General features: G+C 68.5%; 24 protein-coding genes and 1 tRNA gene. 12 read left to right on the plus strand and 13 right to left on the minus strand.

The genetic code is table 11. From position 1 onward, the window contains the following. Positions 1-31: 31 nt before the first annotated feature. A complete protein-coding gene (locus tag AB0M15_RS28970) occupies positions 32-898 on the plus strand; it encodes a helix-turn-helix transcriptional regulator (protein ID WP_328321054.1) in 867 nt (288 codons plus the stop codon). A gap of 3 nt (positions 899-901) precedes the next feature. After that, a complete protein-coding gene (locus tag AB0M15_RS28975) occupies positions 902-1,300 on the plus strand; it encodes a cupin domain-containing protein (RefSeq protein WP_363824606.1) in 399 nt (132 codons plus the stop codon). A gap of 11 nt (positions 1,301-1,311) precedes the next feature. Here AB0M15_RS28975 and AB0M15_RS28980 read toward each other — a convergent pair whose 3' ends face one another. Genes AB0M15_RS28980 through AB0M15_RS28990 form a run of 3 tightly spaced genes read right to left on the minus strand, consistent with a single transcriptional unit; the run spans position 1,312 to position 4,444 of the window. After that, positions 1,312-2,067: an SDR family oxidoreductase gene (locus tag AB0M15_RS28980; RefSeq protein WP_363824607.1), complete on the minus strand. Its 756-nt coding sequence runs from the start codon at positions 2,065-2,067 to the stop codon at positions 1,312-1,314. Further along, complete coding sequence (locus tag AB0M15_RS28985; RefSeq protein WP_363824608.1) at positions 2,067-3,287, minus strand: acetyl-CoA C-acetyltransferase; 1,221 nt, start codon at positions 3,285-3,287, stop codon at positions 2,067-2,069. The genes AB0M15_RS28980 and AB0M15_RS28985 overlap by 1 nt, the downstream gene beginning before the upstream one ends. Positions 3,288-3,298: 11 nt before the next feature. Next, entirely contained in the window at positions 3,299-4,444 is a 1,146-nt protein-coding gene (locus AB0M15_RS28990; RefSeq protein ID WP_363824609.1) for an acyl-CoA dehydrogenase family protein, read from the minus strand. A 75-nt stretch (positions 4,445-4,519) separates the two neighbouring features. Between AB0M15_RS28990 and AB0M15_RS28995 the strand changes: the two genes are divergently transcribed. Then, entirely contained in the window at positions 4,520-5,122 is a 603-nt protein-coding gene (locus AB0M15_RS28995; protein ID WP_363824610.1) for a TetR/AcrR family transcriptional regulator, read from the plus strand. Positions 5,123-5,251: 129 nt separating this feature from the next. Here AB0M15_RS28995 and AB0M15_RS29000 read toward each other — a convergent pair whose 3' ends face one another. Beyond that, the gene (locus AB0M15_RS29000; protein ID WP_363824611.1) at positions 5,252-5,806 is read right to left on the minus strand and encodes a YceI family protein; all 555 of its coding nucleotides are present in this window, start codon (positions 5,804-5,806) and stop codon (positions 5,252-5,254) included. Between the two features lie 138 nt (positions 5,807-5,944). Here AB0M15_RS29000 and AB0M15_RS29005 point away from each other — a divergent pair, with 138 nt between their 5' ends. After that, positions 5,945-6,403 (plus strand): MarR family transcriptional regulator, encoded by a 459-nt coding sequence (locus AB0M15_RS29005; RefSeq protein WP_363824880.1) that lies wholly within the window; start codon positions 5,945-5,947, stop codon positions 6,401-6,403. Positions 6,404-6,542: 139 nt separating this feature from the next. On the opposite strand, the gene AB0M15_RS29010 is transcribed toward AB0M15_RS29005, so the two are convergent. Then, the gene (locus tag AB0M15_RS29010) at positions 6,543-7,904 is read right to left on the minus strand and encodes an NAD(P)/FAD-dependent oxidoreductase (protein WP_363824612.1); all 1,362 of its coding nucleotides are present in this window, start codon (positions 7,902-7,904) and stop codon (positions 6,543-6,545) included. Between the two features lie 123 nt (positions 7,905-8,027). Between AB0M15_RS29010 and AB0M15_RS29015 the strand changes: the two genes are divergently transcribed. From AB0M15_RS29015 to AB0M15_RS29035, 5 genes are all read left to right on the plus strand, one after another. After that, positions 8,028-8,477 carry a MarR family transcriptional regulator gene (locus tag AB0M15_RS29015; protein ID WP_363824613.1) on the plus strand — a complete coding sequence of 150 codons (450 nt, stop codon included), beginning with the start codon at positions 8,028-8,030 and terminating at the stop codon, positions 8,475-8,477. A 134-nt stretch (positions 8,478-8,611) separates the two neighbouring features. Then, entirely contained in the window at positions 8,612-9,538 is a 927-nt protein-coding gene (locus AB0M15_RS29020; protein WP_363824614.1) for an ATP-binding cassette domain-containing protein, read from the plus strand. Then, positions 9,535-10,347: a hypothetical protein gene (locus tag AB0M15_RS29025; protein ID WP_363824615.1), complete on the plus strand. Its 813-nt coding sequence runs from the start codon at positions 9,535-9,537 to the stop codon at positions 10,345-10,347. Before AB0M15_RS29020 ends, AB0M15_RS29025 begins: the two co-directional genes overlap by 4 nt. A gap of 30 nt (positions 10,348-10,377) precedes the next feature. Next, positions 10,378-11,643 carry a histidine kinase gene (locus AB0M15_RS29030; RefSeq protein WP_363824616.1) on the plus strand — a complete coding sequence of 422 codons (1,266 nt, stop codon included), beginning with the start codon at positions 10,378-10,380 and terminating at the stop codon, positions 11,641-11,643. A gap of 5 nt (positions 11,644-11,648) precedes the next feature. After that, on the plus strand, positions 11,649-12,311 hold the full coding sequence (locus AB0M15_RS29035; RefSeq protein WP_363824884.1) for a response regulator transcription factor: 663 nt from the start codon (positions 11,649-11,651) through the stop codon (positions 12,309-12,311). 159 nt (positions 12,312-12,470) lie between these two features. Here the strand turns inward: AB0M15_RS29035 and ettA are convergent, their stop codons facing one another. The 3 genes from ettA to AB0M15_RS29050 form a co-directional block, all read right to left on the minus strand. Next, on the minus strand, positions 12,471-14,153 hold the full coding sequence (ettA, locus tag AB0M15_RS29040; protein ID WP_363824617.1) for an energy-dependent translational throttle protein EttA: 1,683 nt from the start codon (positions 14,151-14,153) through the stop codon (positions 12,471-12,473). Positions 14,154-14,717: 564 nt separating this feature from the next. Then, a complete protein-coding gene (locus AB0M15_RS29045) occupies positions 14,718-15,434 on the minus strand; it encodes a peptidase E (protein ID WP_363824618.1) in 717 nt (238 codons plus the stop codon). Positions 15,435-15,546: 112 nt separating this feature from the next. After that, positions 15,547-15,993, minus strand: a complete 447-nt coding sequence (locus tag AB0M15_RS29050) for a single-stranded DNA-binding protein (RefSeq protein ID WP_363824620.1) — start codon at positions 15,991-15,993, stop codon at positions 15,547-15,549. Positions 15,994-16,171: 178 nt separating this feature from the next. Here AB0M15_RS29050 and AB0M15_RS29055 point away from each other — a divergent pair, with 178 nt between their 5' ends. Further along, positions 16,172-16,795, plus strand: coding sequence for an SRPBCC family protein (locus AB0M15_RS29055; RefSeq protein WP_363824622.1), 624 nt, complete (start codon positions 16,172-16,174; stop codon positions 16,793-16,795). A 36-nt stretch (positions 16,796-16,831) separates the two neighbouring features. On the opposite strand, the gene AB0M15_RS29060 is transcribed toward AB0M15_RS29055, so the two are convergent. Beyond that, positions 16,832-17,347: an ester cyclase gene (locus tag AB0M15_RS29060; RefSeq protein WP_363824624.1), complete on the minus strand. Its 516-nt coding sequence runs from the start codon at positions 17,345-17,347 to the stop codon at positions 16,832-16,834. A 54-nt stretch (positions 17,348-17,401) separates the two neighbouring features. Here AB0M15_RS29060 and AB0M15_RS29065 point away from each other — a divergent pair, with 54 nt between their 5' ends. Then, entirely contained in the window at positions 17,402-18,055 is a 654-nt protein-coding gene (locus AB0M15_RS29065) for a helix-turn-helix domain-containing protein (protein ID WP_363824625.1), read from the plus strand. On the opposite strand, the gene AB0M15_RS29070 is transcribed toward AB0M15_RS29065, so the two are convergent. From AB0M15_RS29070 to AB0M15_RS29080, 3 genes are all read right to left on the minus strand, one after another. Beyond that, entirely contained in the window at positions 18,052-19,716 is a 1,665-nt protein-coding gene (locus AB0M15_RS29070) for a GTPase (protein WP_363824628.1), read from the minus strand. The genes AB0M15_RS29065 and AB0M15_RS29070 overlap by 4 nt on opposite strands. After that, complete coding sequence (locus AB0M15_RS29075) at positions 19,713-23,393, minus strand: dynamin family protein (protein ID WP_363824629.1); 3,681 nt, start codon at positions 23,391-23,393, stop codon at positions 19,713-19,715. Before AB0M15_RS29075 ends, AB0M15_RS29070 begins: the two co-directional genes overlap by 4 nt. Before the next feature lie 90 nt (positions 23,394-23,483). Next, the gene (locus AB0M15_RS29080) at positions 23,484-25,292 is read right to left on the minus strand and encodes a PrsW family glutamic-type intramembrane protease (RefSeq protein ID WP_363824631.1); all 1,809 of its coding nucleotides are present in this window, start codon (positions 25,290-25,292) and stop codon (positions 23,484-23,486) included. Between the two features lie 193 nt (positions 25,293-25,485). On the opposite strand from AB0M15_RS29080, the gene AB0M15_RS29085 reads away from it, so the two are divergent. Next, positions 25,486-25,562: transfer RNA gene (locus tag AB0M15_RS29085), tRNA-Arg, on the plus strand. Positions 25,563-25,593: 31 nt separating this feature from the next. Here the strand turns inward: AB0M15_RS29085 and AB0M15_RS29090 are convergent. Beyond that, the gene (locus AB0M15_RS29090) at positions 25,594-26,361 is read right to left on the minus strand and encodes a hypothetical protein (RefSeq protein WP_363824633.1); all 768 of its coding nucleotides are present in this window, start codon (positions 26,359-26,361) and stop codon (positions 25,594-25,596) included. Between the last annotated feature and the right edge of the window lie 28 nt (positions 26,362-26,389).

The raw sequence follows: 26,389 nt of genomic DNA on the forward strand, positions 1-26,389 counted from the left end.
CCCAGCGGAGCAGCGAAGTAGCGTGGAGGGCATGGACCACAGAGCCGAGATCCGGGAGTTCCTCAGCTCCAGGCGTGCGCGGATCACCCCTGAGCGCGCCGGGCTCCCGGCGTACGGCGGCAACCGCCGGGTGAAGGGTCTGCGTCGCGAAGAGGTCGCCCTGCTCGCGGGAGTGTCAGTGGACTACTACATCCGCCTGGAGCGCGGGAACCTGTCCGGCGCCTCCGAGAGCGTGCTGGAAGCGGTAGCGCGAGCGCTGCAACTCGACGAGGCCGAGCAAGCGCACCTGTTCGCCCTGGCCCGCGAGAGCGAGGCGACGCCCGCCCGGCGCCGGCGTAGCACGGCGCAGGGCGTGAAGCCTGCCATCCAGCAGATCCTGGACGCGATCACCGACGCACCGGCCTGGATCCGCAACGACAGGCACGACCTGCTCGCCGCCAACAAGCTGGCGCTGGCCCTGTACGCACCGATGCTGGCCGACTCCCGGCGACCGGCCAACACCGCTCGCTTCGTCTACCTCGACCCCGCCTCGAAGGACTTCTTCCCGCACTGGGACAGGACTGCCGACGACATCGCGGCAATCCTGCGCTCCGCGGCCGGCCGCAACCCCCACGACAAGGCGCTAACCGAGCTGATCGGCGAACTCTCTACCCGCAGCGAGATCTTCCGGACCCGCTGGGCCGCCCACAACGTCCGCTTCCACCGCACTGGCAAGAAGCAACTGCACCACCCGGTGGTCGGCGCCCTGGACCTCGACTTCGAGGCGATGGAGTTCCCGTCCTCCCCCGGCCTGACCCTGCTCGTCTACACCGCGGCCCCCGGCACACCGACCGCCGACGCGCTCAAGCTGCTCGCCAGCTGGGCCGCCACCGAACCCGTTGCCCTCAGCAAGGAGTAACCAGTGCACCTGCTACCCAACACGCCGAGCACCAAGGGACCGGCCGAGATGTTCACCGGCGACGTCTGGTTCGACGTGATCATCCGCGGCGAGGAGCCGTCCCGCGTGCGGGTGAACACCGTGCGCTTCGCTCCGGGCGCCCGCACGGCCTGGCACCGGCACGTTCAAGGCCAGACGCTGCACGTCACCGACGGGGTCGGGCTGATCCAGGCACGTGGTGGCGAGGTCACCACGATCCGCCCGGGCGACGTGATCTACACGCCGCCGGGCGAGTGGCACTGGCACGGTGGGTCGCCGGACAGCTTCATGGTCCACACGGCGATCTGGGAGGCCGGTGCGCCGGATGTGCCCGAGTCCGAGTGGGGCGAGCACGTCACGGACGCGGAGTACGGGGTCTCGTAGTACGGGCCGGCTCAGCCGGTGATGCCGCCGTTGAGGGTCAGGCCGCCATCGATGGTGATGGTCTGGCCGGTGATCCAGGAGGCTTCGTCGGAGAGCAGGAACCAGACCAGGGACGCGACGTCCTCGGGAGTGCCCAGGCGCTTCAGCGGGTACGCCGCCGCGACCTTCTCCTCGCGGCCTTCGTAGAGCGCGCCGGCGAACCTCGTCTTGACCACTGCCGGAGCGACCGCGTTGACCCGGATCGCCGGGGCGAGTTCCACCGCCAGCTCTGCCGTCACGCGCGACAGCATCGCCTTCGTGGCGCCGTACCAGCCGATACCCGGTGACGGCGACAACCCGGCCACCGACGACAGGTTGACCACCGAGCCGCCATGAGCGCGCATCCACGCATCGCTGCAGGCCTTGACCCACGCAATGGTCGCCAGCACGTTCGTGTCGACCATCTTGGCCGCGACGGCGCTGTCCACGTCGAGCAGCGAGCCGTAGATCGGGTTGATGCCGGTGTTGTTGACCAACAGATCGACCGATCCGTACGTCGCCACCGCCGCGGCCACCACGCTGGCCCGGTGCTCGCCGTCGGCGGCGTTGCCCGCGACGGCCAAGGCGTAGTCGCGGCCGCCCAGATCGGCGATCGCCTCGTTCAGCGCGTCCTGCTTGCGGCCGGTGATGACCACATGGGCGCCATCGGCCACCAGCCGCTTGGCAATCGCCAGCCCGATCCCGCGGGAGGCACCAGTGACGATCGCCGTCTTACCCTTCAGGCTCATCAGCTCAAGCGCTCCAGGATCACGGCCATGCCCTGCCCGCCGCCGACGCACATCGTCTCCAGGCCGAACTGCTTGTCCTCGAACTGCAGACCGTTGACCAGCGTCGTCATGATCCGCGCGCCGGTCGAGCCGAACGGGTGGCCGAGCGCGATCGCGCCGCCGTGCACGTTCAGCCGGTCCTCGTCGATGCCGAGCTCACGCGCCGAGCCGATCACCTGAACGGCGAACGCCTCGTTGATCTCGACCAGGTCGATGTCACCGATGCTCATCCCGGCCCGGGCCAGCGCCTGCTTGGTCGCGTCGACCGGACCGAGGCCCATGATCTCCGGCGACAGGCCGCTCACACCGGTGGAGACGATCCGGGCCAGCGGGGTGAGGCCGAGCTCGCGCGCCTTGGTGTCGCTCATGATCACCACGGCCGCCGCGCCGTCGTTCAGCGGGCAGCAGTTGCCGGCGGTGACCGTACCGTCCGGGCGGAACACCGGCTTGAGCTGGCTGACCTTCTCCAGCGTCGTACCGGCCCGCGGGCCGTCATCCGCACTGACCACCGTGCCGTCGGGCAGCGTGACCGGGACGATCTCGCGCTCGAAGAAGCCGTTGTCGATCGCCTTCTCGGCCAGGTTCTGCGACCGGACGCCGAAAGCGTCCTGGTCCTCGCGGGTGATGCCCTTCAGCGTCGCGACGTTCTCAGCGGTCTGGCCCATCGAGATGTAGACGTCCGGGATCAGGCCGTCCTCGCGCGGGTCGTGCCACGTCTCGTTCGTCTCGGCGTACTTCACCGTGCGCTGGACCGCATCCGCGAAGACCTCGTTGAACGAGCTCGGGTCACCCACACCCGCCGAACCGAAGTTCTTGTACCGCGAGACGCACTCGACCCCGGCGCTGACGAAGATGTCGCCCTCACCGGACTTGATCGCGTGGAAGGCCATCCGCGCGGTCTGCGTGGAGGACGCGCAGAACCGGTTGATCGTCGTCGCGGGCGTGTTGTCCCAGCCCAGCTGGACGGCGACCCGGCGGGCCATGTTGCCGCCGTGCTCGTCGTGCGGCTCGGCGCACCCGAGCATCAGGTCCTCGATCTGGTCCCCGGTCAGGCCGGTCTTGTCGACGGCCGCCTTGATCATCTGGACGGCCAGGTCGTCCGGCCGGATCGAGGTCAGCGACCCCTTGTTGGCCCGGCCGATCGGCGACCGCGCGGTGGAGACGATGACTGCTTCAGGCATACCGATTCCTTTCAGAGGCCCAGATCGCGGCCGATGAGTTCCTTCATGATCTCGTTCGAACCGGCCCAGATCTTGGTGACGCGCGCATCCCGCCAGGCGCGGGCGACCCGGTACTCGTTCATGTAGCCGTAGCCGCCGTGCAGCTGGACACAAGCGTCGAGGATCTCGTTCTGTACCTGTGCACTCCACCACTTCGCCTTGGCGGCGTCCACAGCCGACAGCCGGTCCTCGTCGTGCGCGACCACCGCGTTGTCGACGTAGGCCTGGGTCACCTCGGCCTTGGTGACGAGTTCGGCGATCAGGAACTTGTTGTACTGGAACGAACCGACCGCTTGACCGAACGCCTTGCGCTGCTTCACGTACTCGATCGTCTCGTCGAGGATCTGGGTCGCGTGCGCGATGTTCGACACCGCGGCGCCGATCCGTTCCTGGGCCAGCCGCTCCATCATGTGGATGAAGCCACGGTCGAGCTGGCCGAGTACGTTCTCGTCCGGGACGAACAGGTCCTCGAAGAACAGCTCCGACGTGCCGGACTCGGTCTGCCCGACCTTGTCGAGCTTGCGGCCGCGGGCGAACCCGGTCATGCCCTCCTCGACCACGAACAGCGTGATGCCCTTCGCACCCTTCTCCGGGTTGGTCCGGGCGGCGACGATGACGAGGTCGGCCATGTCGCCGTTGGTGATGAAGGTCTTCGACCCGTTCAGCACCCAGCCGCCGTCGGCCTTCTTCGCGGTCGTCTTCAGAGCGGCCAGGTCGGAGCCGCCGGACGGCTCGGTCATCCCGATCGCGGCGATGTACTCACCCGAGCAGAACTTCGGCAGCCAGCGCTGCTTCTGCTCCTCGGTGCCGAGGTCGACGAAGTACGGCGCGGCGCAGTCGTAGTGGATGCCGAAACAGCTCGACAGCGAGGCGGAGACCTTCGAGACCTCCTCGGCGAACACCTGGTTGAACCGGTAGTCGCCGACGCTCGAGCCGCCGTACTCCTCCGGTACGTCGAGGCCGAGGAAGCCCTGCTTGCCGGCCTCCAGCCAGGCGGCCCGCTCGATCGTCTTCTCCTCGAGGAACTGCTCCATCCGCGGTACCAGCGAGCGGTCGCAGTACTCCTTGGCACTGGCCCGGAAGGCGTGGTGGTCCTCGTTGAAGATGATCCGTTCCATCGTGGGGCCTCCCGAGACGTAAGACTGATGGCTAAGCGCTTGCTTAGCTTCGCGAACTTAGGGCATGGTGTCAACGTGTCCGCAGTCACCAGCCCCCTCGTCTGGGAGCACGTCCAGCCCGCAGCCGCCCGCCGGCTCCTCACCGGCGCCATCGACGCCTTCGCCGAGCGTGGCTTCCAGGCCACGACGACGCGCGACATCGCGTCCCGGGCCGGGATGTCCCCCGCGGCGCTCTACGTGCACTACCCGTCGAAGGAACGCCTGCTCTTCGAGATCAGCCTGTACGGACACCGCGCCGCGCTGGAGATCCTGACCGCGGCCAACACCGCCGACACTCCAGCGGACCGCCTGCGCGCCATGGTCGCCGCCTTCACCGCCTGGCACGCCGAACACCACACGATCGCCCGCGTCGTCCAGTACGAGCTCGCAGCCCTCTCCCCCGAACACTTCACCGAAGTAGCCACCATCCGCCGAGCCATCTCGTCCTTGATCGAGACGGTCCTGGCCGACGGAGTAGCCGACGGCACCTTCGCAGTCCCCGACCTCCCCGGCACCACGCTGGCGGTGCTCTCCCTCTCCATAGACGTAGCCCGCTGGTACGACCCCACCCGCCGAGCCTCCCCCGAAGCCTTAGGCGCAACGTACGCCGACCTAGCCCTGCGCATGGTCCAGGCGTAGGCGCCCGCGCCACGGCACGGAGCCCGGCGGCCCGCCCGCCCAGCACGCGACATCACCGGGTCTCCGCGCAACGCACCGCGGCCCGGCTCCCCTCGGGGAGCCGGGCCTCGTCGCGTTGCGTAGTACAGATCAGGCCTGCAGGGCAGCCTGTACGTCGAGGTGGATGTCGACCTTGTCGCCGATGAGGAGCTTGCCGCCCTCCAGCGGGACGTTGAAGTCGATACCCCAGTCCTTGCGGCTGATCGAGGTCGAGGCCTCGAAGCCGATGATGGTCTGGCCGTAGGCGTTCTGCTCCACGCCGAGGAACTCGACGGCGAACTCGATCGGCTTGGTGACGTCCTTGATGGTCAGCTCGCCGGCCAGGATGTAGTCGTCACCCTCCGGCTTCAGGGCGGTGCTGGCGAACGACATCTTCGGGCTGTTCTCGGCGTCGAAGAAGTCGCCGGAGCGCAGGTGGCCGTCACGCTGGGCGTTCCGGGTGTGCACGGAACCGAGCTCGACGGTGACGTTGGCGGTCGACTCCTCGAGCGAGTCCTTCACGACGATCTCGCCGGCGAACTCCTCGAAGGTGCCGCGGACCTTGGTCATCAGGTGCCGGACGGTGAAGCCGATCTCAGTGTGCGCGACGTCGAGTGCGTAGGTTCCGGACACCAGGCCGGGAATCGTGGTGGTGGCGGTGCTCATGTAGGGGGTCCTTTCACAAACCGGGAAGCTATGGGGGCGTCGCAGTCGAGGTTCGTTAAAACTTCAACCAACGACGTCGACAGTAGATATGAACTATTTAAAAGTCAACTACATTCCCGGTACACTGTTCGGGTGACGATGACGACTGAGACCCGGTGGCTTGACTCCGAGCAGCAGGTGGCCTGGCGCGCCTACCTGCTGGGCACTGCGCGCCTGATGGCCAAACTCGACGACGATCTCCGACAGTTCGGCCTGGGCATCAACGACTACGAGATCCTGGTCCGGCTCTCCGAGGCGCCCGAGCGCCGCCTCCGGATGGCCGAGCTGGCCGACCGGCTGCACCAGAGCCGGTCCCGTCTGACCCACACGGTCGGCCGCCTGGAGGCAGCCGAACTGGTTCGCCGTACGTCCTGCAAGAGCGACAAGCGCGGCGTCTGGGCCGAGCTCACCGAGGCCGGCTTCTCACTCCTGGAGCAAGCGGCGCCTTACCACGTCGAGGGCGTCCGGGAGAACCTCGTCGACCTGGTCTCCCCCGAGGACTTCGCCGCCCTCGGCCGCGTCTTCGACGCCGTCTCCGAGCACATCGGCCAGCGCTGAGCGCTGATCTCGGCTTCCCGACGGGTGCTCAGGTCGTCTTCCAGGGCGACTCGATCACCCGCCGCACACTGGATCTGGGACGGCATCCATCCGACGTACGCCGGGCAGCGGATGCTCGCCGACGCCTGGATCTCCGCGGTCACGTCACCGGCGGGGTGATCTCGAAGGTGGTCTCATCGCGGTCAGCCCCGCGGTAGGCCATCATCGACTGCTGCATCCGGCGCTTCACCGGTGGCAGGTGGTTGACGGCGCGCATCGCAGTACGCATGCCCGCCAGCACCACCCGCCCGATCACCGGCTTGTGCATCGGGTCGGCGGATGTCATCTGAGCCCGCGACTTCAGCACCGCGTCGAAGCCGTACTCGATCATCGCCCTCTCGTACTCCGCAACCGCCTCGATCAGCCCACTGCGCCCGTCCCTCACCTCGATCAGCTTCCGGCAGAGCAGTAGCGCGTCGCGAAGCGCCGTGTTGGCGCCAACCCCACGCCCTGGCGTCATCGTGTGGATCGCATCACCGATCAACGTCACATTGGTGGTCGGCCAGGGATCCACCGGCACCGAGGTCCAGATGTTGACCGGGAAGCACGTCCCCGGATCGGTCAGCTCGAACAGCCGCCGCAACTTCGGCGACCAGCCGGGCGTCGACTTCAGCGCGACCTCGATCAGCTCCTGGCCGCGAAGCTCCATCACGTTGGCCGGCAGCTTGTCCGCCGTCGCGGAGAGTCCCCAGTTCATGTAGTCCCGCGTGTTGTCGAACTGCAAGCCGGGCCACCGCCGGATCAGCTCCTCGGTGTTGCCGCCGATCCCCTCCTTGACCTTGCCGTCCCGGTCCCACTGGAACTCCATCACGTGCAGGATGCAGGCCCAGCCGTGCGGCGCGTTCACGATCGTGATGCCCTCGAACACCTTTGGCGAGACGAGTTTCGCGCTCTCCTCCGTGATCGGCAGCTTGCCGGCGATCGCGACGATCCCGGTCTCCTCGGTCTTCGCCTGCGGCAGGTACTGCCGGCGTACCCGCGAGCCTGAGCCGTCCGCGGCGACCAGCAGATCGCCGGTCTCCGACGAGCCATCGGCGAAGTACGCCGTGACGACCTCACCCTGCTGCTCGAACCGGACGAACTCCTTGCCGAACTCGACCACGTCCTCCAGTCCGGTCAGCAGCACCTGCCGCAGCGTCATCCGGCTGATCGACTTCTCACTCTCGATCGGGTCGGTCACCGGCGGCAGCTCCATCGAGAGCACCTCCTCGAGGTCCTCGGTGACCATGTTGAAGTACTTCGGGTCGCCGGCCCTGGTCGCGACGAAGGTGTCGAACAGCTCCTTGGGCAGCAACACGCTGAGCGCCCGGCTGCCGTCGGGGTCGATCCCGACCCGGTAGCCGTGCAGCCCGTCGGTCCGCAGTACGTCGCGCTCGAAGACGCGCACCTCGATGCCGGCCCGCTTCAGCCCGTGGGCGAGCGCCAGCCCGCCGGTCCCGCCACCGATCACCAGCACCTTCATCGGTCTCGCCTCCACTACGATTGTCTCGGATCTTCGAGTATCTCGGCCATTCATATATCTTGGTTAGCCGAGTATCTTGGAGATCCGAGAGAAATGCAAGTCCGTCGTTCGTGGAGGTCTGTGATGAGTACCCGGGGAGAGCTGGCCGCCGAGCTGCAGGAACGGATGGTCCGCTTCATCGCGGACGTGATCCTGTTCAACCACGCCGTCTCGGCCAAGGTCGGCCTGGGCGGGAGCGACTCCCAGTTCATGACGCTGCTGCAGTCGCACGGCCCGCTGACCCCACGGCAGCTGTCCGAACACACCGGCCTCACCTCCGGTACGGTCACCGGCGTCATCGACCGCTTGGAGGGCATCGGCCTGATCACCCGCCAGCCCGACCCCAACGACCGCCGCAAGGTCCTGGTCACCCCGTCCTTCGAGGCGATCCAGGAAAAGCTCGCCCCCCTGTACGCCGAACAGGGCCGCCGCATGCAATCCGTCCTCGCCACCCGCTCCGACGACGAGCTGCGAGTGATCTCCACCTTCCTGGCCGACGCGATCGACAACGCCCAGCCAGTCGACACCGCCTGATCGCCGGGTAGTACCGGGGTGCCACGGGCCGCCAGGAAATCAGGCTCCGGTACCACGGTTGGCGCCGTCGCCGTTCCTAGCGTTGGTACCGAGGTTGCCGGGAAGCCCGGCACCCGGAGTCGAGGGACCACGCGATGATCGAGGCACACCAACTGACCAAGCGCTACGGGGAGACCACTGCGGTCGACCGGCTGGACTTCACCGTCCACCCGGGCAGCGTGACCGGCTTCCTCGGCCCGAACGGCGCGGGCAAGTCGACGACGATGCGGCTGATCCTCGGCCTGGACGCGCCCACCAGCGGCTCGGTCCTCGTCAACGGACGCCGGTACGCCGACCACCGCGCACCCCTGCAGGAAGTCGGCGCGCTGCTGGAGGCGAAGTCGATCCACCCGGGCCGGTCCGCGTTCGACCACCTGATGGCGCAGGCGTACACGCACGGCATTCCGCGCCGCCGGGTCGACGAGGTGATCGAGATGACCGGGCTCCAGTCGGTCGCGAAGAAACGCGCCGGGGCGTTCTCGCTCGGCATGGGTCAGCGACTCGGCATCGCTGCCGCGTTGCTCGGCGACCCGCACACGGTGATGCTCGACGAACCGGTCAACGGACTCGACCCCGACGGTGTGCTCTGGATCCGCAATCTGCTCACCGGGTTGGCCGCCGACGGCCGGGCGGTGTTCGTCTCGTCGCACCTGATGAGCGAGATGGCGCTCGTCGCCGACCACCTGATCGTCGTCGGCCGCGGCCGGTTGCTCGCCGATACGACGGTCGAGGAGCTGGTCCGCCAGGCCGACGGAAACAGCGTGACCGTGGCGACCGGCGATCCAGGGCGGCTGCGTGAGGTGCTGGCCGGGCCAGGCGTCGACATCACCGGGCAGGCAGGTTCGGAGGAGTTGCAGGTGAGCGGGCTGACGGCTCGGGAGATCGGTACGTCGGCGGCCGCGGCGGGGATCGCACTGTTCGAGCTCACGTCGAAGACCGTGTCGCTGGAGCAGGCGTTCATGGATCTGACCAAGGACTCCGTCGAGTACCACGCCCACCTCTCCGAGAAGGTGGCCGCATGAGCGTCATCACGTCACCACAGCCGCAGTACCGGGTCACCGGGTTGCGCGTGCTGCGGTCGGAGTGGGCCAAGCTGTGGTCGCTGCGCTCGACCTGGATCACGCTCGGGGTCGGCCTGCTGTTCTTGGTTGCCTTCGGCATCATCGGCGCGCTGCGGTACAAGTCGGGCTACGCGAGCGCCCAGCCGGATCCGGACTTCGCCGGCGCCACCGTGCTCGACCTCTCGCTGTTCGGTACCACCTTCGCTCAGCTGGCGATCGGAGTACTGGGCGTGCTGGTCACCGCGGGCGAGTACGCGACCGGGATGATCCGCTCGACGCTGGCCGCAGTACCGAAGCGTCTGCCGGTGCTGTGGTCGAAGTCCGCAGCGTTCGGCGTGGTCGCCTTCGTCGTCACCCTGCCTGCTGTCTTCGTCACGTTCCTGATCGGCAGCAGCATCCTGTCCGGTACGCCGGCCGCCCTGACGCTCTCGGACACCGGCGTAGTCCGCAGCCTGCTCGGCGCGGCTGTCTATCTGGGCCTGGTCGGGGTGATGGGCGCCGCCCTGGGTGCCCTGCTGCGCTCGATCGCCGGCGGCATCTCGGTCCTGGTGGCAGCCCTGATGCTGGTGCCGGGCCTGATCTCGTTGCTCCCGGCCGCCTGGCACAACAACATCGAGCCGTACCTGCCGGGTACCGCCGGCAGCTCGATGTTCGCCCTGGAGCAGGCCCCGCACACCCTGTCGCCCACCAACGGTTTCCTCGTCTTCGCCGCCTGGACCGTCGCGTTCCTGGCCGCGGCCGCCTGGCGACTGAAGCGCGCCGACGTCTGACCGCGTGGCAACAATGGACAGGTGAACACCATGACCAGCAGCTCCCTGAGCGACCCGCTGTGGCAGAACCACCTCGTAGTGCGGTTCGGCCGCACGGGTGCCCGCCTGCGTCAGACAGACAGCCGACGCCCCTGGGTCCTGGACACCCTCGTGGTGCTGCTGGTCTTCGTGGTCTTCTGCTTGCCGGATCTCGTCCCCGGCCAGGATCACCGCGAAGTGGGCGAGCTCTTCCCCGCTCTGCCGTTCGGCAGCATGCTCGCCTTCCAGGCCGGTCTCGTCCTGCCCCTGTTCTTCCGTCGACGGGCACCCTTCGCCGCCTTCGTCGTGATCGCGTCAGTGTTCGCGCTGCAATGGCTGCAGGGGTCGTTCCTCCGGGCGGACATCGCGTTGCTGGTCGCGCTCTACAGCCTGACGCTGCACGGCCGGTTGCAGCGCCTGCTCTGGGCCGGCGCGATCATGGTCGCCGTGCTGACGGTGATCGCGGTACGGATCTCCAAGGTGACCACCGTGGGCGAGCCGCTCTTCTTCCTGTTCGCCGCCGCGACGGCGGCCGTAGCGCTGGGACTCGTGGTCCGGATCAGACGGGCCCAGGTGGCCGGGCTACGCGATCGCGCGGCTCAGCTCGAGATCGAGCGGGACCAGCGCAGCCAACTGGCGGCCGCGGAGGAGCGAGCCCGGGTGGCGCGGGAGATGCACGACATCGTCGGCCACAACCTGTCGGTGATGATCACGCTCGCCGATGGTGGCGCCTACGCGGCCGGGGTGAGTCCTGCGCGAGGCGCCGAGGCGCTGCAGCTGATCGGCGAGACCGGGCGGCAGGCGATGAGTGAGCTGCGGCGGATGCTCGGTGCGCTGCGCGAGCACTCCGATGCTCCCCAGCTCAGTCCCCAACCTGGGGTGGCCGACATCGACTCGCTGTGCGGGCGGATTCGCGCTGCCGGTCCTGGCGTGGTCTATCGGACGACGGGCGATGTCGACGCGTTGGACCGGGGTGTGCAGCTGGCGGCGTACCGGATCGTGCAGGAGGCCCTCACCAACTCCCTCAAACACGCCGGCCCAGAAACCGCGACCCAAGTCTCCCTGGCCGTCGTCGACCACCAGCTACGCGTCCACATCGAAGACACCGGCCCACCCCTGCCCCTCGCCGCCCATCCCTCCGAAGACGGCCACGGCCTCATCGGCATGAAGGAACGCGCCGCCCTGTATGGCGGAACGGTAACCGCCGGTCCTCGCCCCGGCGGCGGCTGGACTATCCACACCGACCTAGACCTGACGCCGGCTGTGGGTGTCTCGTGACGACCGTGTTGATTGTGGATGACCAGCCTCTGCAGCGGTTCGGGTTCCGGATGTTGCTGGAGTCCGTCCCCGACACCCAGGTGGCAGGCGAGGCATCGACCGGCTCCGAGGCGGTCCGTCAAGCCGCCGAACTCCGCCCCGACGTCGTACTGATGGACGTCCGCATGCCCGGCATGGACGGCATCGAGGCGACCCGCCAGATCGTCGCGAACGGTGGCCGCTCGCGGGTTCTCGTCCTGACCACGTTCGATCTGGACGAGTACGCCCACTCGGCCCTCCGCGCCGGCGCCAGCGGCTTCCTCCTGAAAGACGCCCACCCCGAGGAACTCCTGGCCGGCATCCGCGCGGTAGCCGCCGGCGACGCCATCATCGCCCCCGCCCTGACCCGCCGCCTCCTGGACGCCTACGTCCACCACCTACCGACCCGAACCATGCCCGCCGAGGACAACCCCCGCCTCCGCACCCTCACCGACCGAGAACGCGAAATCCTGATCGCCATCGGCCGCGGCTGGACCAATACCGAAATCGCCGACCGCCTGTCCCTGTCGGAATCAACCGTCAAGACCCACGTCGGCCGAGTCCTGGCCAAGATCAACGCCCGCGACCGGATCCAGGCGGTGATCCTCGCCTACGACCTCGAGCTCACCCACCCCAACACCACCACCTGACACCATCCGCCACCGCCTCCGCCGCTACCGCCCCGGCCCCGCGGGCTGCGCCGATTGTTTGGGAGTCCGCGCTGACCCGGCCCGACCCGGCCCCGGCCCGGCCTCCGGCGTGCGAAGCGCCCCTCACCGGCTGGGCGGTGAGGGGCGCTTCGGTTGCTGTCAGTCGCGGGTGAGTTTGCGGTAGGTGACGCGGTGCGGGCGGGCCGCCTCGGCGCCGAGGCGCTCGATCTTGTTCGCCTCGTAGGCGGCGAAGTTGCCCTCGAACCAGAACCACTTCGACGGGTCCTCGTCGGTACCTTCCCAGGCGAGGATGTGGGTCGCCACGCGGTCGAGGAACCACCGGTCGTGGGAGATCACCACAGCGCAACCGGGGAACTCGAGCAGCGCGTCCTCGAGCGACTGCAGTGTCTCGACGTCCAGGTCGTTGGTCGGCTCGTCGAGCAGCAGCAGGTTGCCGCCCATCTTCAGCGTCAGGGCCAGGTTCAGCCGGTTCCGCTCACCGCCGGACAGTACGCCGGTCGGCTTCTGCTGGTCCGGACCCTTGAAGCCGAACGACGCGACATACGCGCGGCTCGGCATCTCGAAGTTCGCGACCTTGATGTAGTCGAGCTCGTCGGAGACCTGCTGCCAGACCGTCTTCTTCGGATCCAGGCCGCCGCGCGACTGGTCGACGTACGAGATCCGGACCGTCTCACCGAGCTTGAGGCTGCCGTTGTCGGGCGTCTCCTCGCCGACGATCATCCGGAACAGCGTCGACTTGCCGACCCCGTTCGGGCCGACGACGCCGACGATGCCGGCCCGCGGCAGCGAGAAGCTGAGCCCGTCTATCAGCTTGCGATCGCCGAAGCCCTTCTCCAGCTTGTTCGCCTCGAGCACGGTGCTGCCCAGCCGCGGACCCGCCGGGATGTTGATCTCGTCGATGTCGCGGGGCTTGGACCGCTCGGCCTCGGCCGCGAGCTCCTCGTACCGGGCGAGCCGGGACTTGCTCTTGGTCTGCCGGGCCTTCGCGTTCGACCGGACCCACTCGAGCTCGCGCTCCAGGATCTTGGCCCGCTTCGCGTCCTTCTGGCCCTCGACGACCAGCCGCTGCTGCTTGGTCTCCAGGTACTTCGAGTAGTTGCCCTCGTACCCGTAGGTCTTGCCGCGGTCGAGCTCCAGGATCCACTCGGCCACGTTGTCCAGGAAGTACCGGTCGTGGGTGATCGCCAGCACGGCACCCGCGTACTTCTGCAGGTGCTGCTCGAGCCACAGCACGGACTCGGCGTCCAGGTGGTTGGTGGGCTCGTCCAGCAGCAGCAGGTCGGGCGCTTGCAGCAGCAGCTTGCACAGCGCGACCCGGCGGCGCTCACCACCGGACAGGTTGTCGACGAGCGCGTCCGGTGGCGGACAGCGCAGCGCGTCCATCGCCTGCTCCAGCTGAGCGTCGACGTCCCACGCGTTGCGGTGGTCCAGCTCGGTCTGCAGGTCGCCCATCTCGGTGAGCAGGGTGTCGTAGTCAGCGTCCGGATCGGCCAGCTCGGCGGAGATCTCGTTGAAGCGGTCGAGCTTCTTCTTGGTGTCGCCGACCCCTTCCTCGACGTTCTCCAGCACGGTCTTGCCCTCGGTCAACGGCGGCTCCTGCAACAGGATCCCCACCGTCGCGCCCTCGGCCAGCCGCCCCTCACCGTTGTTGGGCTGATCCATCCCCGCCATGATCTTGAACAACGAGGACTTGCCGGTACCGTTCGGCCCGACCACGCCGATCTTCGCGCCGGTCAGAAAGTTCAAGGTGACGTCGTCGAGCACGACCTTGTCCCCATGCGCCTTCCGGACATTGCGAAGGGTGTAGATGAATTCCGCCATACCCCAGAGCCTATGTCCCAACCCCCACCCACCCCCAATCCGCCCTCACACCCCCACCAGCGAGCGGTCCCCCTGTGACCCACATCTCCAACCCCACCCGGCGACCTGACGCCAAACCTCGCAGACACTCCAGCACGCCGCCCCGCGAGCACTCCGCCGCTCCGGCTCCGCAGGTACTCCAGCGCCCGGCTGCACCGAACTCGCGAAACCCGGCCACCCACCTCGACCAGCACACGAGCACTCCGATACGCCGGGCCGCGCGCACTCCGGCACCCGATGCATCGTTCCGCGACTACTCCCACGCACCTGACTCACAACGCGGGCACAGCACCCGAGTTCGCCGGTACGCCGGGTGCACAGCTACTCCGATACGCCGAGTCCGCGACTACTCCGGCTCCGGTACACCGACTGCGCGCGCCGACACTCCGGGACGCGAGTACTCCGTTGCCTCGGCCTCGCAGGTACGCCGGTACTCCGGTTCGCGGGTGCATCGACCTCGCGGATATGCGCGGACCCAAGTTGGCCGCTCGCGAATACGCCGAGAGCGGGTGGTTGGGGGTTGGGTTAGGCGGGTGGGCCGAGGTAGGTGGTGGGTAGGGGGTGTTCGGTGGGGGCGGTGGGGCCTGGGGTGAGTTTGTAGGCGGTGGCTTGGGGGCGGGAGGTGACTACGGCTGTCAGTTCGCCGTTGGTGAAGTGGAGGGCTGCGCCATCCTCGGCTGCGTAGCCAGCGGGGAAGCCGTTTTGGATGAGGGCGAGGTAGGTGCCGCGGCGGAGGGCTTCGCCGTCGTAGTGGGGGCAGGCGCTGCCGGGGAGCAGGCCGAGGCCGTCGGATAGGGGGTCCAGGGCGTTCATGTTGAACGAGTCGGTCACCGAGGCCTCGAACCAGCAGTTCATGCCGGCGCTGATCCCGGCCAGGATCACGCCCTCTCGGTAGGCCTTCGCGAGCGCGACGTCGAGACCGTGAACGCGCCAGACCGCCAGAAGGTTCGCGGTGTTCCCGCCACCGACGTAGATGATGTCCTGCTCCAGGACGAACGCGTCGAGGTCGGCGACGGTGCGATTGAAGAGCGACAGCACCGTCGCCTCGGCCCGCTCCGGCCCGAAGGCGGCGAGAAACTTCTCGCTGTAGCCGTCGGAGTCGCCGCTAGCCGTCGGCACGAAGCAGACCCGCGGCTTGCGACCCGCCGGCGCCAGCGAGAGCAGGTAGTCGTCGAGCAACGGGTTGTCCGGCTCCATCGAGAAGCCGCCACCGCCCATCGCCAGGATCTGCGAATCGGCCATCGAGATTCCTTTCAGGTTCCACGCAACTCGGTTTGCACATGACTCGGTCCAGCCAACCCGCTCCCGTCGCGAACGGCCACCCAATTCGCACGAGCCCGCTCAAGGGCGTGCGCTAGGCGGCTTGAGATTCCGGAGGTTGGTCGGCTGCGAGATCTTGATCGAGGGCTGGGACGTCCTGGAGTTGGGCGCGAGGTGGGGACTTGACGAAGGTCGCCGTGCCTCGGGAGAGGTCGTGGCCTACGCCGAAGGCTTCCAGGATCAGTTGGGATCTGGGCGTGCCCTCCTCGTCCCGCCACTCGTTGGTGCGGAAGCGGCCGGTCACCACCACCGGATGGCCGCGCTCCATCGACTGCTTGACGTTCGTCGCCAGCGCCCGCCAGCACTCGACGGTGAACCAGTTCGTCGGCCGGTCGATCCAGCCGCCGGAGCTCCGGTCGAACTGCCGCGGCGTGGTGGCCAGCCGGAACGTCACCACCGGCACCCTCTCGGACACCTCCCGGTACCGGATGTCGCTGCCGATCCACCCCTGCACTGCCAGATAGGTATCGCTGATGCTCATGTCCTCCGCCTTCCTCGAGTCGCATCTGTGCTGTCACCAGAGAAGGTGCCCGCTGACGCCCCGATTCCGGGAACGACTTTCCAGCCTGGGGAAAACTATATTTCAGCCTTTACTTATATAAGCCGAACCCGGCACTCTGGTCCCACCGAAGACGACCACGAACCGAGAGGCCAGACCAGTGATCGACATCCTCGAGCACATCGCCGCGATCCAGCGCCAGGTGAGTCAGACCGGCGAAGAGGTCCGCGTGACGCTCCGGCGTACCTATCAAGCCGAGGTCGAGGACGTCTGGGACGCACTGACCGACCCGGACCGGATCCGCCGCTGGATGATGCCGATCACCGGCGAGCTGAAGGTCGGCGGCAGCTTCCAGCTGGAGGGCAACGCCGGCGGCGAGATCCTCGAATGCGAACCACCACAGAGATTCAAGGTCAGCTTCGGCGGACCGACCAGCCTGGTCGAGATCAGCCTGAGCCAGGAGGGCGAATCCACCGAGCTTCAGATGGACCACTCAGTCCCCGCCGACTTCGGTGGCGCCAGCGGAGCGCTCTACGTCGGCCCCGGCTGGGACGGCGCCCTCCTCGGACTCGCCTTGTACGTCGAGGGCAAGCTCGAGGAGCATCACGACCCGCAGGAGATGGCCAACTCCCCCGAGGTCATCGAGTTCAACAAGGCGTCGATCCACGCCTGGGTCAAGGCACTCCGCGACTCCGGCCTGGTCTCCGCGGAAGAGCTGCGGGCCGCCACCGAGGCCTCAGCCACCCAGTTCGCCCCAGGTTCCTCCGCAGACGACTACCTCTAACGAGCCACCCGTACTACGAGACGCCGGCCAACCGCATCAGCCAGCCAGCGAGCGCTTGGCCGCCGTCTTTGCCCGGGCCATCCGTAACAGGTAGATCGGCGTAGGCGGCACCCAACCCAGCTGTCGAGCCTGACCCAGATCATCCCGATTCGCCCAGTGCTCCAGCACCTGGCCGCCATCGACCCGGAACCAATGCGACTGGGTCACCGCGAACGTCCTGCCCGTCGGCGGGAACACCGCATCGATCTCCCCCGCCGCGTCGTACGTGACGAACGGCGCCACATGCCGCCCGCTCATCGTCGAGTTCACCGCGACCAGGTCGCCGTCCACGATCGAGTGGTGGATCTCGTACCCCAGCTCAGCGAACGCGCCCCGCAGCCACAGCGCCGTCGAGTAGAACCCAGCCGGCCCCGGCACCCGCGACGAGGGCGGCTGCACCAGGTTCTCCCGATCCACCGCGGCCGGGTGGACGAGCTGTTCGAAGTCGGCCGGACTACCGTCGGCCATGGCCAGGATGCTGCTGATCACGATGGATCCCAGGTCGGTGTTCATTGCCCCTCCCAAATTAGATACAGTTGGACTGTCTCCAAAATATTGGATCGGTGCATGACGGAAGTCAAGAGGACATACGACGCCTCCGGGCGGCAGGAGCGCGCCCGCGCCCGGCAGCGGGCGGTAGTACTGGCCGCGCGTGAGCTGTTCGAGCAGGAGGGCTTCAGGGCGACCACGATCGCGGCGGTGGCCAAGGCGGCAGGTGTGTCGGCCGAGAGCGTCTACAAGGGCTTCGGGACCAAGGCGGCGCTGGCGAAGGCAGTCTTCGACCAGGTGCTCGCCGGCGACGACGAGCCGGTACCAGTCGCCGAGCGGCCCGAATCCCTGGCCATCCAGGCCGAGCCGGACGTACGCCGGAAGATCGCCCTCTACGTACCAGGGCTGGCGCACCGGCAGGAGCAGTCGGCCAAGGTGCAGATCCTCATCCGCGACGGCCGGCACACCGACGACACCCTGGAGGAGGTCTGGCAGAAGCTGCTGGACGAGCGCCTGACCGGCATGGAGATGATGGCCAGGCACCTGGTCGACACCGGCCAGCTCCGCGCCGGTATCGACCACCCCGAAGTACGCGACCTGCTGTGGACGTACATCGCCGTAGAGCAGTACGAACTACTCGTCCTGCAACGCCGCTGGTCCCTCGATCGCTATACCGCCTGGCTGACCCAAGCCATCACAGCAGCCCTCTGCGACCCCAGCACGAACAACTAGCTGCGGGCGGTGGCCAGCTTGTCGCGGCAGATGGTGTAAGCGTCGAGCTCCTCACGAGCCGGAGCGACGACATGGCTGTCGGCGACCTTCTCCAGCTCCGTGCGGAGCGCCTTGGCGACCAGGCGAGCCCGCCGGTTGGCGCCGCTGGTGGCGAAGAGGCGGCAGGCGATCGAGAGCGCCACTCCGAGGACTGCTCCACCGACCAGCATCATCGTCGCGTACGGGATGCCCTCCCACTCCGGCAGCGTCACGCCCTCGAGGAAGGCGGCCAGTACGAGCCAGACGGCTCCACCCAGCGCCACCAGGAACAGCAGCCACTGCAGGAACCGCGCCGCGGCCCACCAGCCCGGGTTGTTGTTGGCGCCCAGGTCCGTACGAGCCACTGCCTGGTCCAGCTCGTCTCCGAGGGACTCCTCGCGCTTGCGGATCGCAGTACGGACCGAATCCGCCCAGGGGCGGGACAGCCCGGCAGCAGCCTTGTTGGTGATGGTCCGGACGGCAGTGTCCATCCGGGCCCGCTGCACCGGCGTTGCCGCGGGCAACGAAGAGCGTGCGATCGATACCTCGTTGGAGGCCGACTTGCGCAGCGCCTTGCCTTGCTGGCGGGGCACCTGGTCCAGATGCAAGCGCCGCAACGGATCCGGCCGGAAGCGAGCAAGCCACTTGGTGACCGGCCACCCGGTCGCAGCAGTTGCCCGCTGCAAGTAGGACCGGCGTACTGCCTCCACAACGACCGGTAGACCGCTAGCGTCCGACAGCGCGTCCACCAGCTCGGTGATGTCCGCCTGGGCGATCTCCGGCGTCTTCGCGTTGCCGCACTGGCTGGCCATCCGGTCCGCCACGCGATCTACATCGGCAGCGAGCCGCTCGCGGGCAGCCCGCTTCGCACTGACCCGCTTGACCAGGAGGTCTCGCAGGTCGTCCAGCCCGTCGCCGCTCATCGCGGACGTCGCGACCAGCTGCGGGTTCTTGAGACCGTCCGACTTGAGCAGCCGGGTCAGGTCGGTGAGGCAGCTCTCGCGCTGGGCATCGGTGAGCTTGTCGGCGTGGTTCAGCGCGAACACCATCACCGATGAGTGCGAAGCGAACGGCTTGATGTAGCGGTTGTGCAGCGCGGCATCGGCGTACTTCTGCGGATCGACCACCCAGACCAGTACGTCGACCAGCTCGACCAGCCGGTCGACGATGAGCCGGTGCTCGACCTCGGTGGAATCGTGGTCAGGCAGGTCCAGCAGGACCAGCCCGTCGAGGTCCTCGGAGTGCGCGTCCTCGAGTGAGCTGCGGTGCTGCACCTGGTGCCGGCGCGGGATGCCCAGCCAGTTCAGCAGCTCACCGGCCGGCTCCTCGCCCCACACGCAGGCCAGCGGCATCGAGCTGGTCGGCCTCCGCGTCCCGATCGCGGCCAGGTCCAGCCCGGTCAGCGCGTTGAACAGCGACGACTTGCCCGAACCGGTCGCACCGGCCAGCGCCACGACGGTCAGATCGCCGGACATCCTGAGCCGTTGACTGGCCCGGTCCACGATCTGCGACGCCTCACTCAAGACCACCTGGTCGAGCCGTCCGCGGCCGGCCTCGGCAGCGTCCTCGACGGCCTCGATCTTCGTCAGGACATCGGTAGCGCCTCGCGTCAGGCCCTTGACCGTATCCACAGTTCCCGTCACGTGCAGTCCTCCACCGCGCGCGCGGCCTCCGTCAGTTGCCTGGGTGCATCGGGATCGACCGGATGCTGGTCGAGCACAGCCAGGTAGCGGGCGAATTCGGCATCCATCAACGCATGAACTCTAGCGTCAAGATCGTCCCGGGCCTTAGCGGCCAGCCCGCGAACCGCCTCTTCGCCGAAGACCGCGTCCAGCAGCCGCTGTCCGACCACGGCCGTACCGACTCCGGTGGCGGCCTTCGAGCCGGTCGGAACGCTCGCGGCGCTGGCGAAGATGGAGATCATCAGGGCCAGGCCGAGGCCGTTCTCGCCGTACGCAAGGATTCGCGCCGTACTGCGCTTGTCGGCGCCTTCCTCGCGAATCAGCTCGAACACGCTCTCCTGCCACTCCCGCACCACGCGACCCGCCGCGTCCGGGAAGCCCTCGGACATTCCACCCATCGCGGGGTCTCCGGCCGCGAGCAACTGGCGACCAGGGGCCGACGCCTGCCACGCCGCCTCGGCCCGCTCGGCGCCGGCCGCAGCGTGCTCGCGCAGCAACGACTCCAGGCCCGACTCGATCGCGTCCTTGAGGTCCCGCGTCGGCGGCGGGTCGCCGACTACCGCAGTACGGACCTTGTCGCGCAGGCGGCCGACGTTGGTCTGCAGACCCTTGAGCAGTTCGCCAGTACCGACGAACTCCTGCCAGCGAGCGAGCACCTCGCCGCGCAACATCGTGCCGTCCGTGGTCGCCTTGGCGATGTCCTGAACGGCTTGGTCGTACGCCGTTTCGGCAGTCGACCGTAGCTCCACGACGGTGTCCGCTTGCGCCCTGACCGCCTTGGCGAAGGCCGGCGTCTTCTTGGTCATCGCGGTGACGGCGCCTTGCAGGGTACGCCGTACGACGCCCGAACGCGCCTCGGCGTCGGCGGCCAGGTCGATCAGCCAGTCCTTGATCGAGGCAACGACCTCGCTGGCCAACATTCCGTTGCCGTCGACAACGGTCTCCTTGATGCTGAACAGCGGCGAGTCACCGAGTCCACGCTCGAGCAGCATCTGGGCCAGGTGGCCGGTGATGTCGTCGATCGTGTCGGACGGGGCGCGGTCGAGCACCACGGCTACCGCGGTACTGCGGTCTGACGCACTCTGCAGGAACTCCCACGGGACGGCATCGGCGTACCGGGCGGCTGTGGTGACGAACAGCCAGAGGTCGGCGGCCGCGAGCAACTGGGTGGCGAGGTCACGGTTGGCCTCGACGACCGAGTCGATGTCCGGGGCGTCGAGGATGGCTAGGCCCTGCGGGATGGTGTCGGCGGCGACCAGGCGGATCTGCCCGGGATCCTCCATCCCACCCGGGCTGTCACCGCTGGAGCGCGCCATGTCGGGCAGTACCCGGTCGTTGGTGAACCAGTCGGCGTCGGCCGGGTTGTGGATCAAGACTGGAGAGCGGGTCGTCGGGCGCAGTACGCCCGGCTCGCTGACGACCTGGCCGATGATGCTGTTCACCAGCGTCGACTTGCCCGCGCCGGTCGAACCACCAACCACCGCAAGCACCGGCGCCTCGAGCTGCACCAACCGCGGCAGCACGTAGTCATCCAGCTGATCCAACATCGCCTTCTGCTGCTGGCGGGCCTCGTCAGCCCCCACCACATCAATAGGCAACCGACTGGCAGCCAAGGCGCCCCGCAGCTTCATCAACGCCGTAATCAACGCCATAGCCGCCTGCTCAGTAGCCACCTCCTCAGCAGACCTCTCCCGCACAACCTCATCCACCGCCCCGGCGACCACATCAGCCTCGGCGTCCTGCTCCCCCTCAGCGTCGGCAGGCTGCTCTGTGTCAGCGCCCTCCGCCGACTCACCGCCAGCCTCCGCGTCACCGGCAGGCTCAGCGTCTCCCTCCGAGGACTCTGCAGGAGCTTCGCTTACCTCGGTACCTGCGTCTGCAACAGCACCCTCGGCGTCAGCCTCAGCACCGGCATCGCTGTCACCACCAGCATCGGCATCGGCATCGGCATCGGCATCGGCATCGGCATCGGCATCGGCATCGGTCGAAGCATCCGCGGACGTCTCGGCGTCGCCATCGGCATCCTGGTCGTCCACAACATCTGTCGGGCTTGCAGGACCTTCGGCCTCAGACTCAGCGGGCGCCTCGGCAGTCGGCTCTGCGTCCTGCGGTGCATCAGGCTCGGACTCAGCCTGAGCATCAGCCTGCTCAACCTGAGCGTCTGCCTGCTCAGCCGGAGCTTCGACCTCAGACTCAGCTGGAGCTTCGGCGTCAGGCTCAGCCGGTACCTCGGCAGCCGGCTCTGCGTCCTGCGGTGCATCGGGCTCAGGGTCGGTCTCGGCTGGTGCGTCGGCGGTTGGCTCGTCTTCGAATTCGGCGGCTTCGGTTTCGGCGGCGGAGACGGCTTCTAGTTCGGCGTCTGCTTCGTCGCGGAGGGCTGTGGGCTCTTCGGTGGCGCCTGGCTGTTTGGGCAGACCGATGATGATGTCGCCGTACTCGAGGGGGAAGCCCTCGGCCGACTCGTCCGGCTCGTAGACGACGCCGACCTTCGGGCGGGCCGCCTCTTCCTCTGCGGTCAGGGTCACCGCGCTGGCGGATTCGGGCTCGGCCGCTGCGTGTCCATCGGTTGGTTCCTCGGTGGGCGGGGCGGTGGATTCATCGGCAGCCGGTACCTGCGCCGACGACTGCTCTGCGGACTGCTCGCCAGCCGACTTCCCCACAACAACCGACTGCCCGCCGTCGACTGGCTGGCCGTCGGTCGGCTGATCGGTGGTCGACTGAGCCGTCGCCGACTCGCCGTCGGCTACCTGCGCACCGCTGACCTGACCGTCAGCCGCCTGAGGGTCAGCTGCCCGCACGTCGGCCGGCTCGGCGTCAACTGCCTGCGCGCCAGTCGGCTCGGCGTCGGTCGGCTCGGCGTTGGTGGAGTCGGCTTCGGTGGAGTCGACGGCTGTCGGGTCGGTGGGCGTGGCGCCGGTGGTGGGTGCGGCTTCGGCGGCCTTGTTCTTGTCCGCGGGTGAGTTGTCCGCGCCGCCGGTCGCGGAAGCATCTCCGGTCGCGCCGGTCGCGGAGGCGTCGCCGGTTGCGCCCGTTGCGGTTGCGTCGGGGGTGGCGGTCGCGTCAGCGGTCACGGCAGTCGCGTCGGCGGCGGGGTCGGCAGGCTTGTCGGCCGACCCGTCGGTTGTCGGGTCGGCCGGCTTCTCCGGCGTGGACTTGTCTGTTGCCGGGTCAGCGGACGTCTCGACCGCAGGCTGCTCGGTGGACGTCGCCACCGCGGGGTCGACGCTCGTCGGCTGGAGGTCCGTCGCCTCGGCGTCGGCCGGGTGAGCGTCCGTCGTCTTCTCGTCCGTCAGCTTGGCGTCGGTCGCCTTGCCGTCCGCCAGTTCGGCGTCGGTCGCCTTGGCGTCCGTCGGCTCGGGGGTGGTCGCCTTGGCGTCCGACAGCTTGGCGTCGGTGGCCGGGGCGTCCGTCTGGGTGGTGGGCTTGGGGGCCGCTGAGGGGGCGGTTGGTTCTGGGGGGAGGGTGGGCGCGGCCGTAGTACTGGCGGACTTGCGTTTGCGGCGGCGCCAGAAACCTTTGCCTTTGGCATCGGATTCGGCGATCAGCCGGGCCAGTTCGGAGACAGGCTGATCCTGGGCCGGAACCTTCGGCTCTCCCGAACGCTCCGAACCCTCACCAGCTGGCCTGGTGTCAGCCACGGCTACCGCCCACGAGCACAGAGTGCCCGGTCGGACAGCGCAGAAGCAAAGTCATCTTCATCCCCGTTTGGCGGCGTGGACGGGTGGCAGTCACTGCGACGGTGGATACGGACCGTATCCTCCCGGGGTTCCGGACGGTCCAGGGGGCCCCGGTGGGTAACCGGGCTGGGCCGCTGAGTAGCCGGGTTGCCCGGAGGGATACCCCGGCTGAGGCGGCGGATAACCCGCCTCTCCCGGTGGATATCCAGCCCCTCCCGGCTGCGGCGCCCCTTGCGCCCCGCCACCCGGGTACTGCGCCCCCTGCGGGGCACTCCCCTGGTACTGCGGGTCCTGCGGCCCACCCGGGTACGGCGATCCCTGGCCCCCACCCGCCGGGTACTGCGGACCTTGCGGCCCACCCGCCGGATACGGCTGGCCCTGCGGCCCGCTGCCCGGGTACGGCTGGCCCTGCGGCCCAGTCCCCGGGTACGGCTGGCCCTGGGGCCCGCCAGCCGGGTACGGCTGCCCCGGAGGTCCGCCCGCCGGGTACGGCTGGCCTTGCGGTCCAACACCCGGGTGCCCAGCGGCCGGACCCTGCGGTCCAGCGACCGGATACCCCTGAGGCGCTCCGACCGGGTACTGCGGAGCCCCCTGCGGGACAACCGCCTGCGCGAACGCCGGCATCGGTGGGAACGGCACGCTGGGTCGCCGGGCCCGGAGCTCGTCCAGCAGCTCCTTCTCCGTCACCAGCGCGTCGGGCCCGATCACCTGGCGGACGATCTTGTCTCGCAGGTAGGCCAGCTCCGTCGCGGTCTGCTGGAACGCCTTGGCCGCGGCGGCCGCCTGCGGACCGTACCGCTTCGCGTTCTGCCGGAGCGCCTTGCGCCCGCGCAGCGTCGCGATCAACGGCACGTCCTGCGGCGCCAGCCAGCCGAACCGTACGTAGTCGTACAGCCGGGAGGCGATCATCTGCCCCTCCCGCGACCGCATCACCAGCGCGAAGATGAACATCGCGATGAAGATCGGGAACATCAGGAACAGGTACACGATCAGGAAGCCGCCGCCACCGGACAGGCTCGCCCCACCGTTCCAGGACGCGTGCGCCAGGACCGCGGCCAGATACCCAACGATCGGCGCCAGATACCGCACGACGGTACTGCGATGCCGGACGGCGATCCCGATCCCGATCGCGGTGAACGACGTGAAGAGTGGATGCGCGAACGGCGAGATCCCGCCGCGGAACACGAAGAGGAAGAACGTCCCGCGCAGACCGGCGTCGCTGCCCGACTCCTCCGACAGCTGATGGAACAGCCGGCCGTAGTACAGGATGTTCTCGGTGAAGGCGAAGCCGACGCCGACCATGCCGGCGTAGACGAGGGCGTCGATGATCCCGTCGAACTCCTTGCGCCGCAGCAGCGCCAGCAACGCGATGATCGAGCCCTTGGCGAACTCCTCCACCGGCGGCGCCACGAACACCGCGGCCCGGCTGCCACCGCTGCCGGTCTCGTGCAGCCACTCGGACGCCTGGGTGTTGATGAAGATGGCGGCCAGGGTCGCGATGAAGGCGCCCCAGCACAGCGCGGTCAGGATGTATTTGGCCGGCTCCGGTTCATAACGGTCCAGCCACAGGTAGAGCGCGATCACCGGTACCACCGGGATGAACGCGAAGACCAGGCCCCACATGAACCCGCTGGCGCCGGTCGACTTCGCCACGATCGCGAAGATGCCCAGCCCGGCGATCGCGAAGGCGACCGCGACGACGACCCCGATCAGGATGCTCTGGTTCCGCCGCTGGCCGGGCACCGGGTGGGTACCGAGCCGGTTCGGCTCCGGCTGCCGCGAGCCTGGTTGTCCGGGCACGCCGACAGCCTCCACCGCGGGTTGCGGCGACTCGGGCGGGCCTCCTGAGGGGTAACTCATGCACGCAGCCTAGTTGTAGAGCCATCCACACGGCAGGACCGGCCACTCGGCGTTACCGGGATGGAACGACAACCCTGTACTTCGCAGTAGCCGAGCGGCCCGTACGCCGTACCGCCTCGCCGGAGGAACCCACGAGCATGATCGGCCCACCATCTGACAGACTCTGATCCGTGCCGGACACCGATCCGGCCGAGCGCCCGTAGCTCAGCTGGATAGAGCGTCGGACTTCTAATCCGTTGGTCGCAGGTTCGAATCCTGCCGGGCGCGCCACCTGAATGTGCAGGTCACGCCTCGGGCGGCATCAGCGGAATGGGGCCATCGCGGCGCTGAGCTGGGCTCGGAAGGCGTCCATGGTGGGGTCGCCGACCGGTAGGCGGTCGAGTGCCGCCTGCATGCGGGTGGCCGCGGCCGTTGCGGCGGGCATGTCCTGGCGCTGAACGGCGGTCATCAGGTCGCTCATGATCTCCATGAGTTCGATCGCCGGCTGCTGCGCCGGGCCGAAGCGGGGATCGGCCTTCATCGCCGCTACTTGTTCGGGGATGTCCGGCACGCTGCTCATGTCCTCCCGCTCGGCAGCGATCCGCACCGACAACGCAATGCGCAGACTCGGCCAGAGCGCAGCGTACGAAGCGTCCTGCGGCGGCGACAAGGCGTCCAGCCGGGCCAGCGCGGATTCCGGGTCGGTGCCCGGCTCGTCGCCGAGCGCACCGGCCGCGTACGCCATCGCTCGCAGATTGGTCAGAGCGCCGGGGTCGTCCGGGTCGTCGTCGGCGTCCGCGAGCATGCGGATCACCCGGGATGCGCCGACGCGCTGCCCGACCAGCGTCGCCTCGATCACCCGCAGCGCCAGGAAGCGGGCCGCCGCCGACCGGTCGGCGGTGGAGCCGACGGACCCCTCCAGATCGGCCAGCGCGTTCAGGAGGGTCTGCGGCTGGTGGTCGAACTGGTAGCTGCGCCCGTACGCCACCGCCCGGCCGAGCCGGTCGCCCTCGGCAGTGAGCCGGGCGATCACCGTCGGCAGGCGCTCGGCGGGCATCCGGACGAGGACGCTCAGCACGCTGTTGGTCATGGTGGTCTCTGACGGACGCGCGTCCGTC

This window comes from Kribbella sp. NPDC051718, assembly GCF_040681515.1.
Taxonomy (GTDB): Bacteria; Actinomycetota; Actinomycetes; order Propionibacteriales; family Kribbellaceae; genus Kribbella.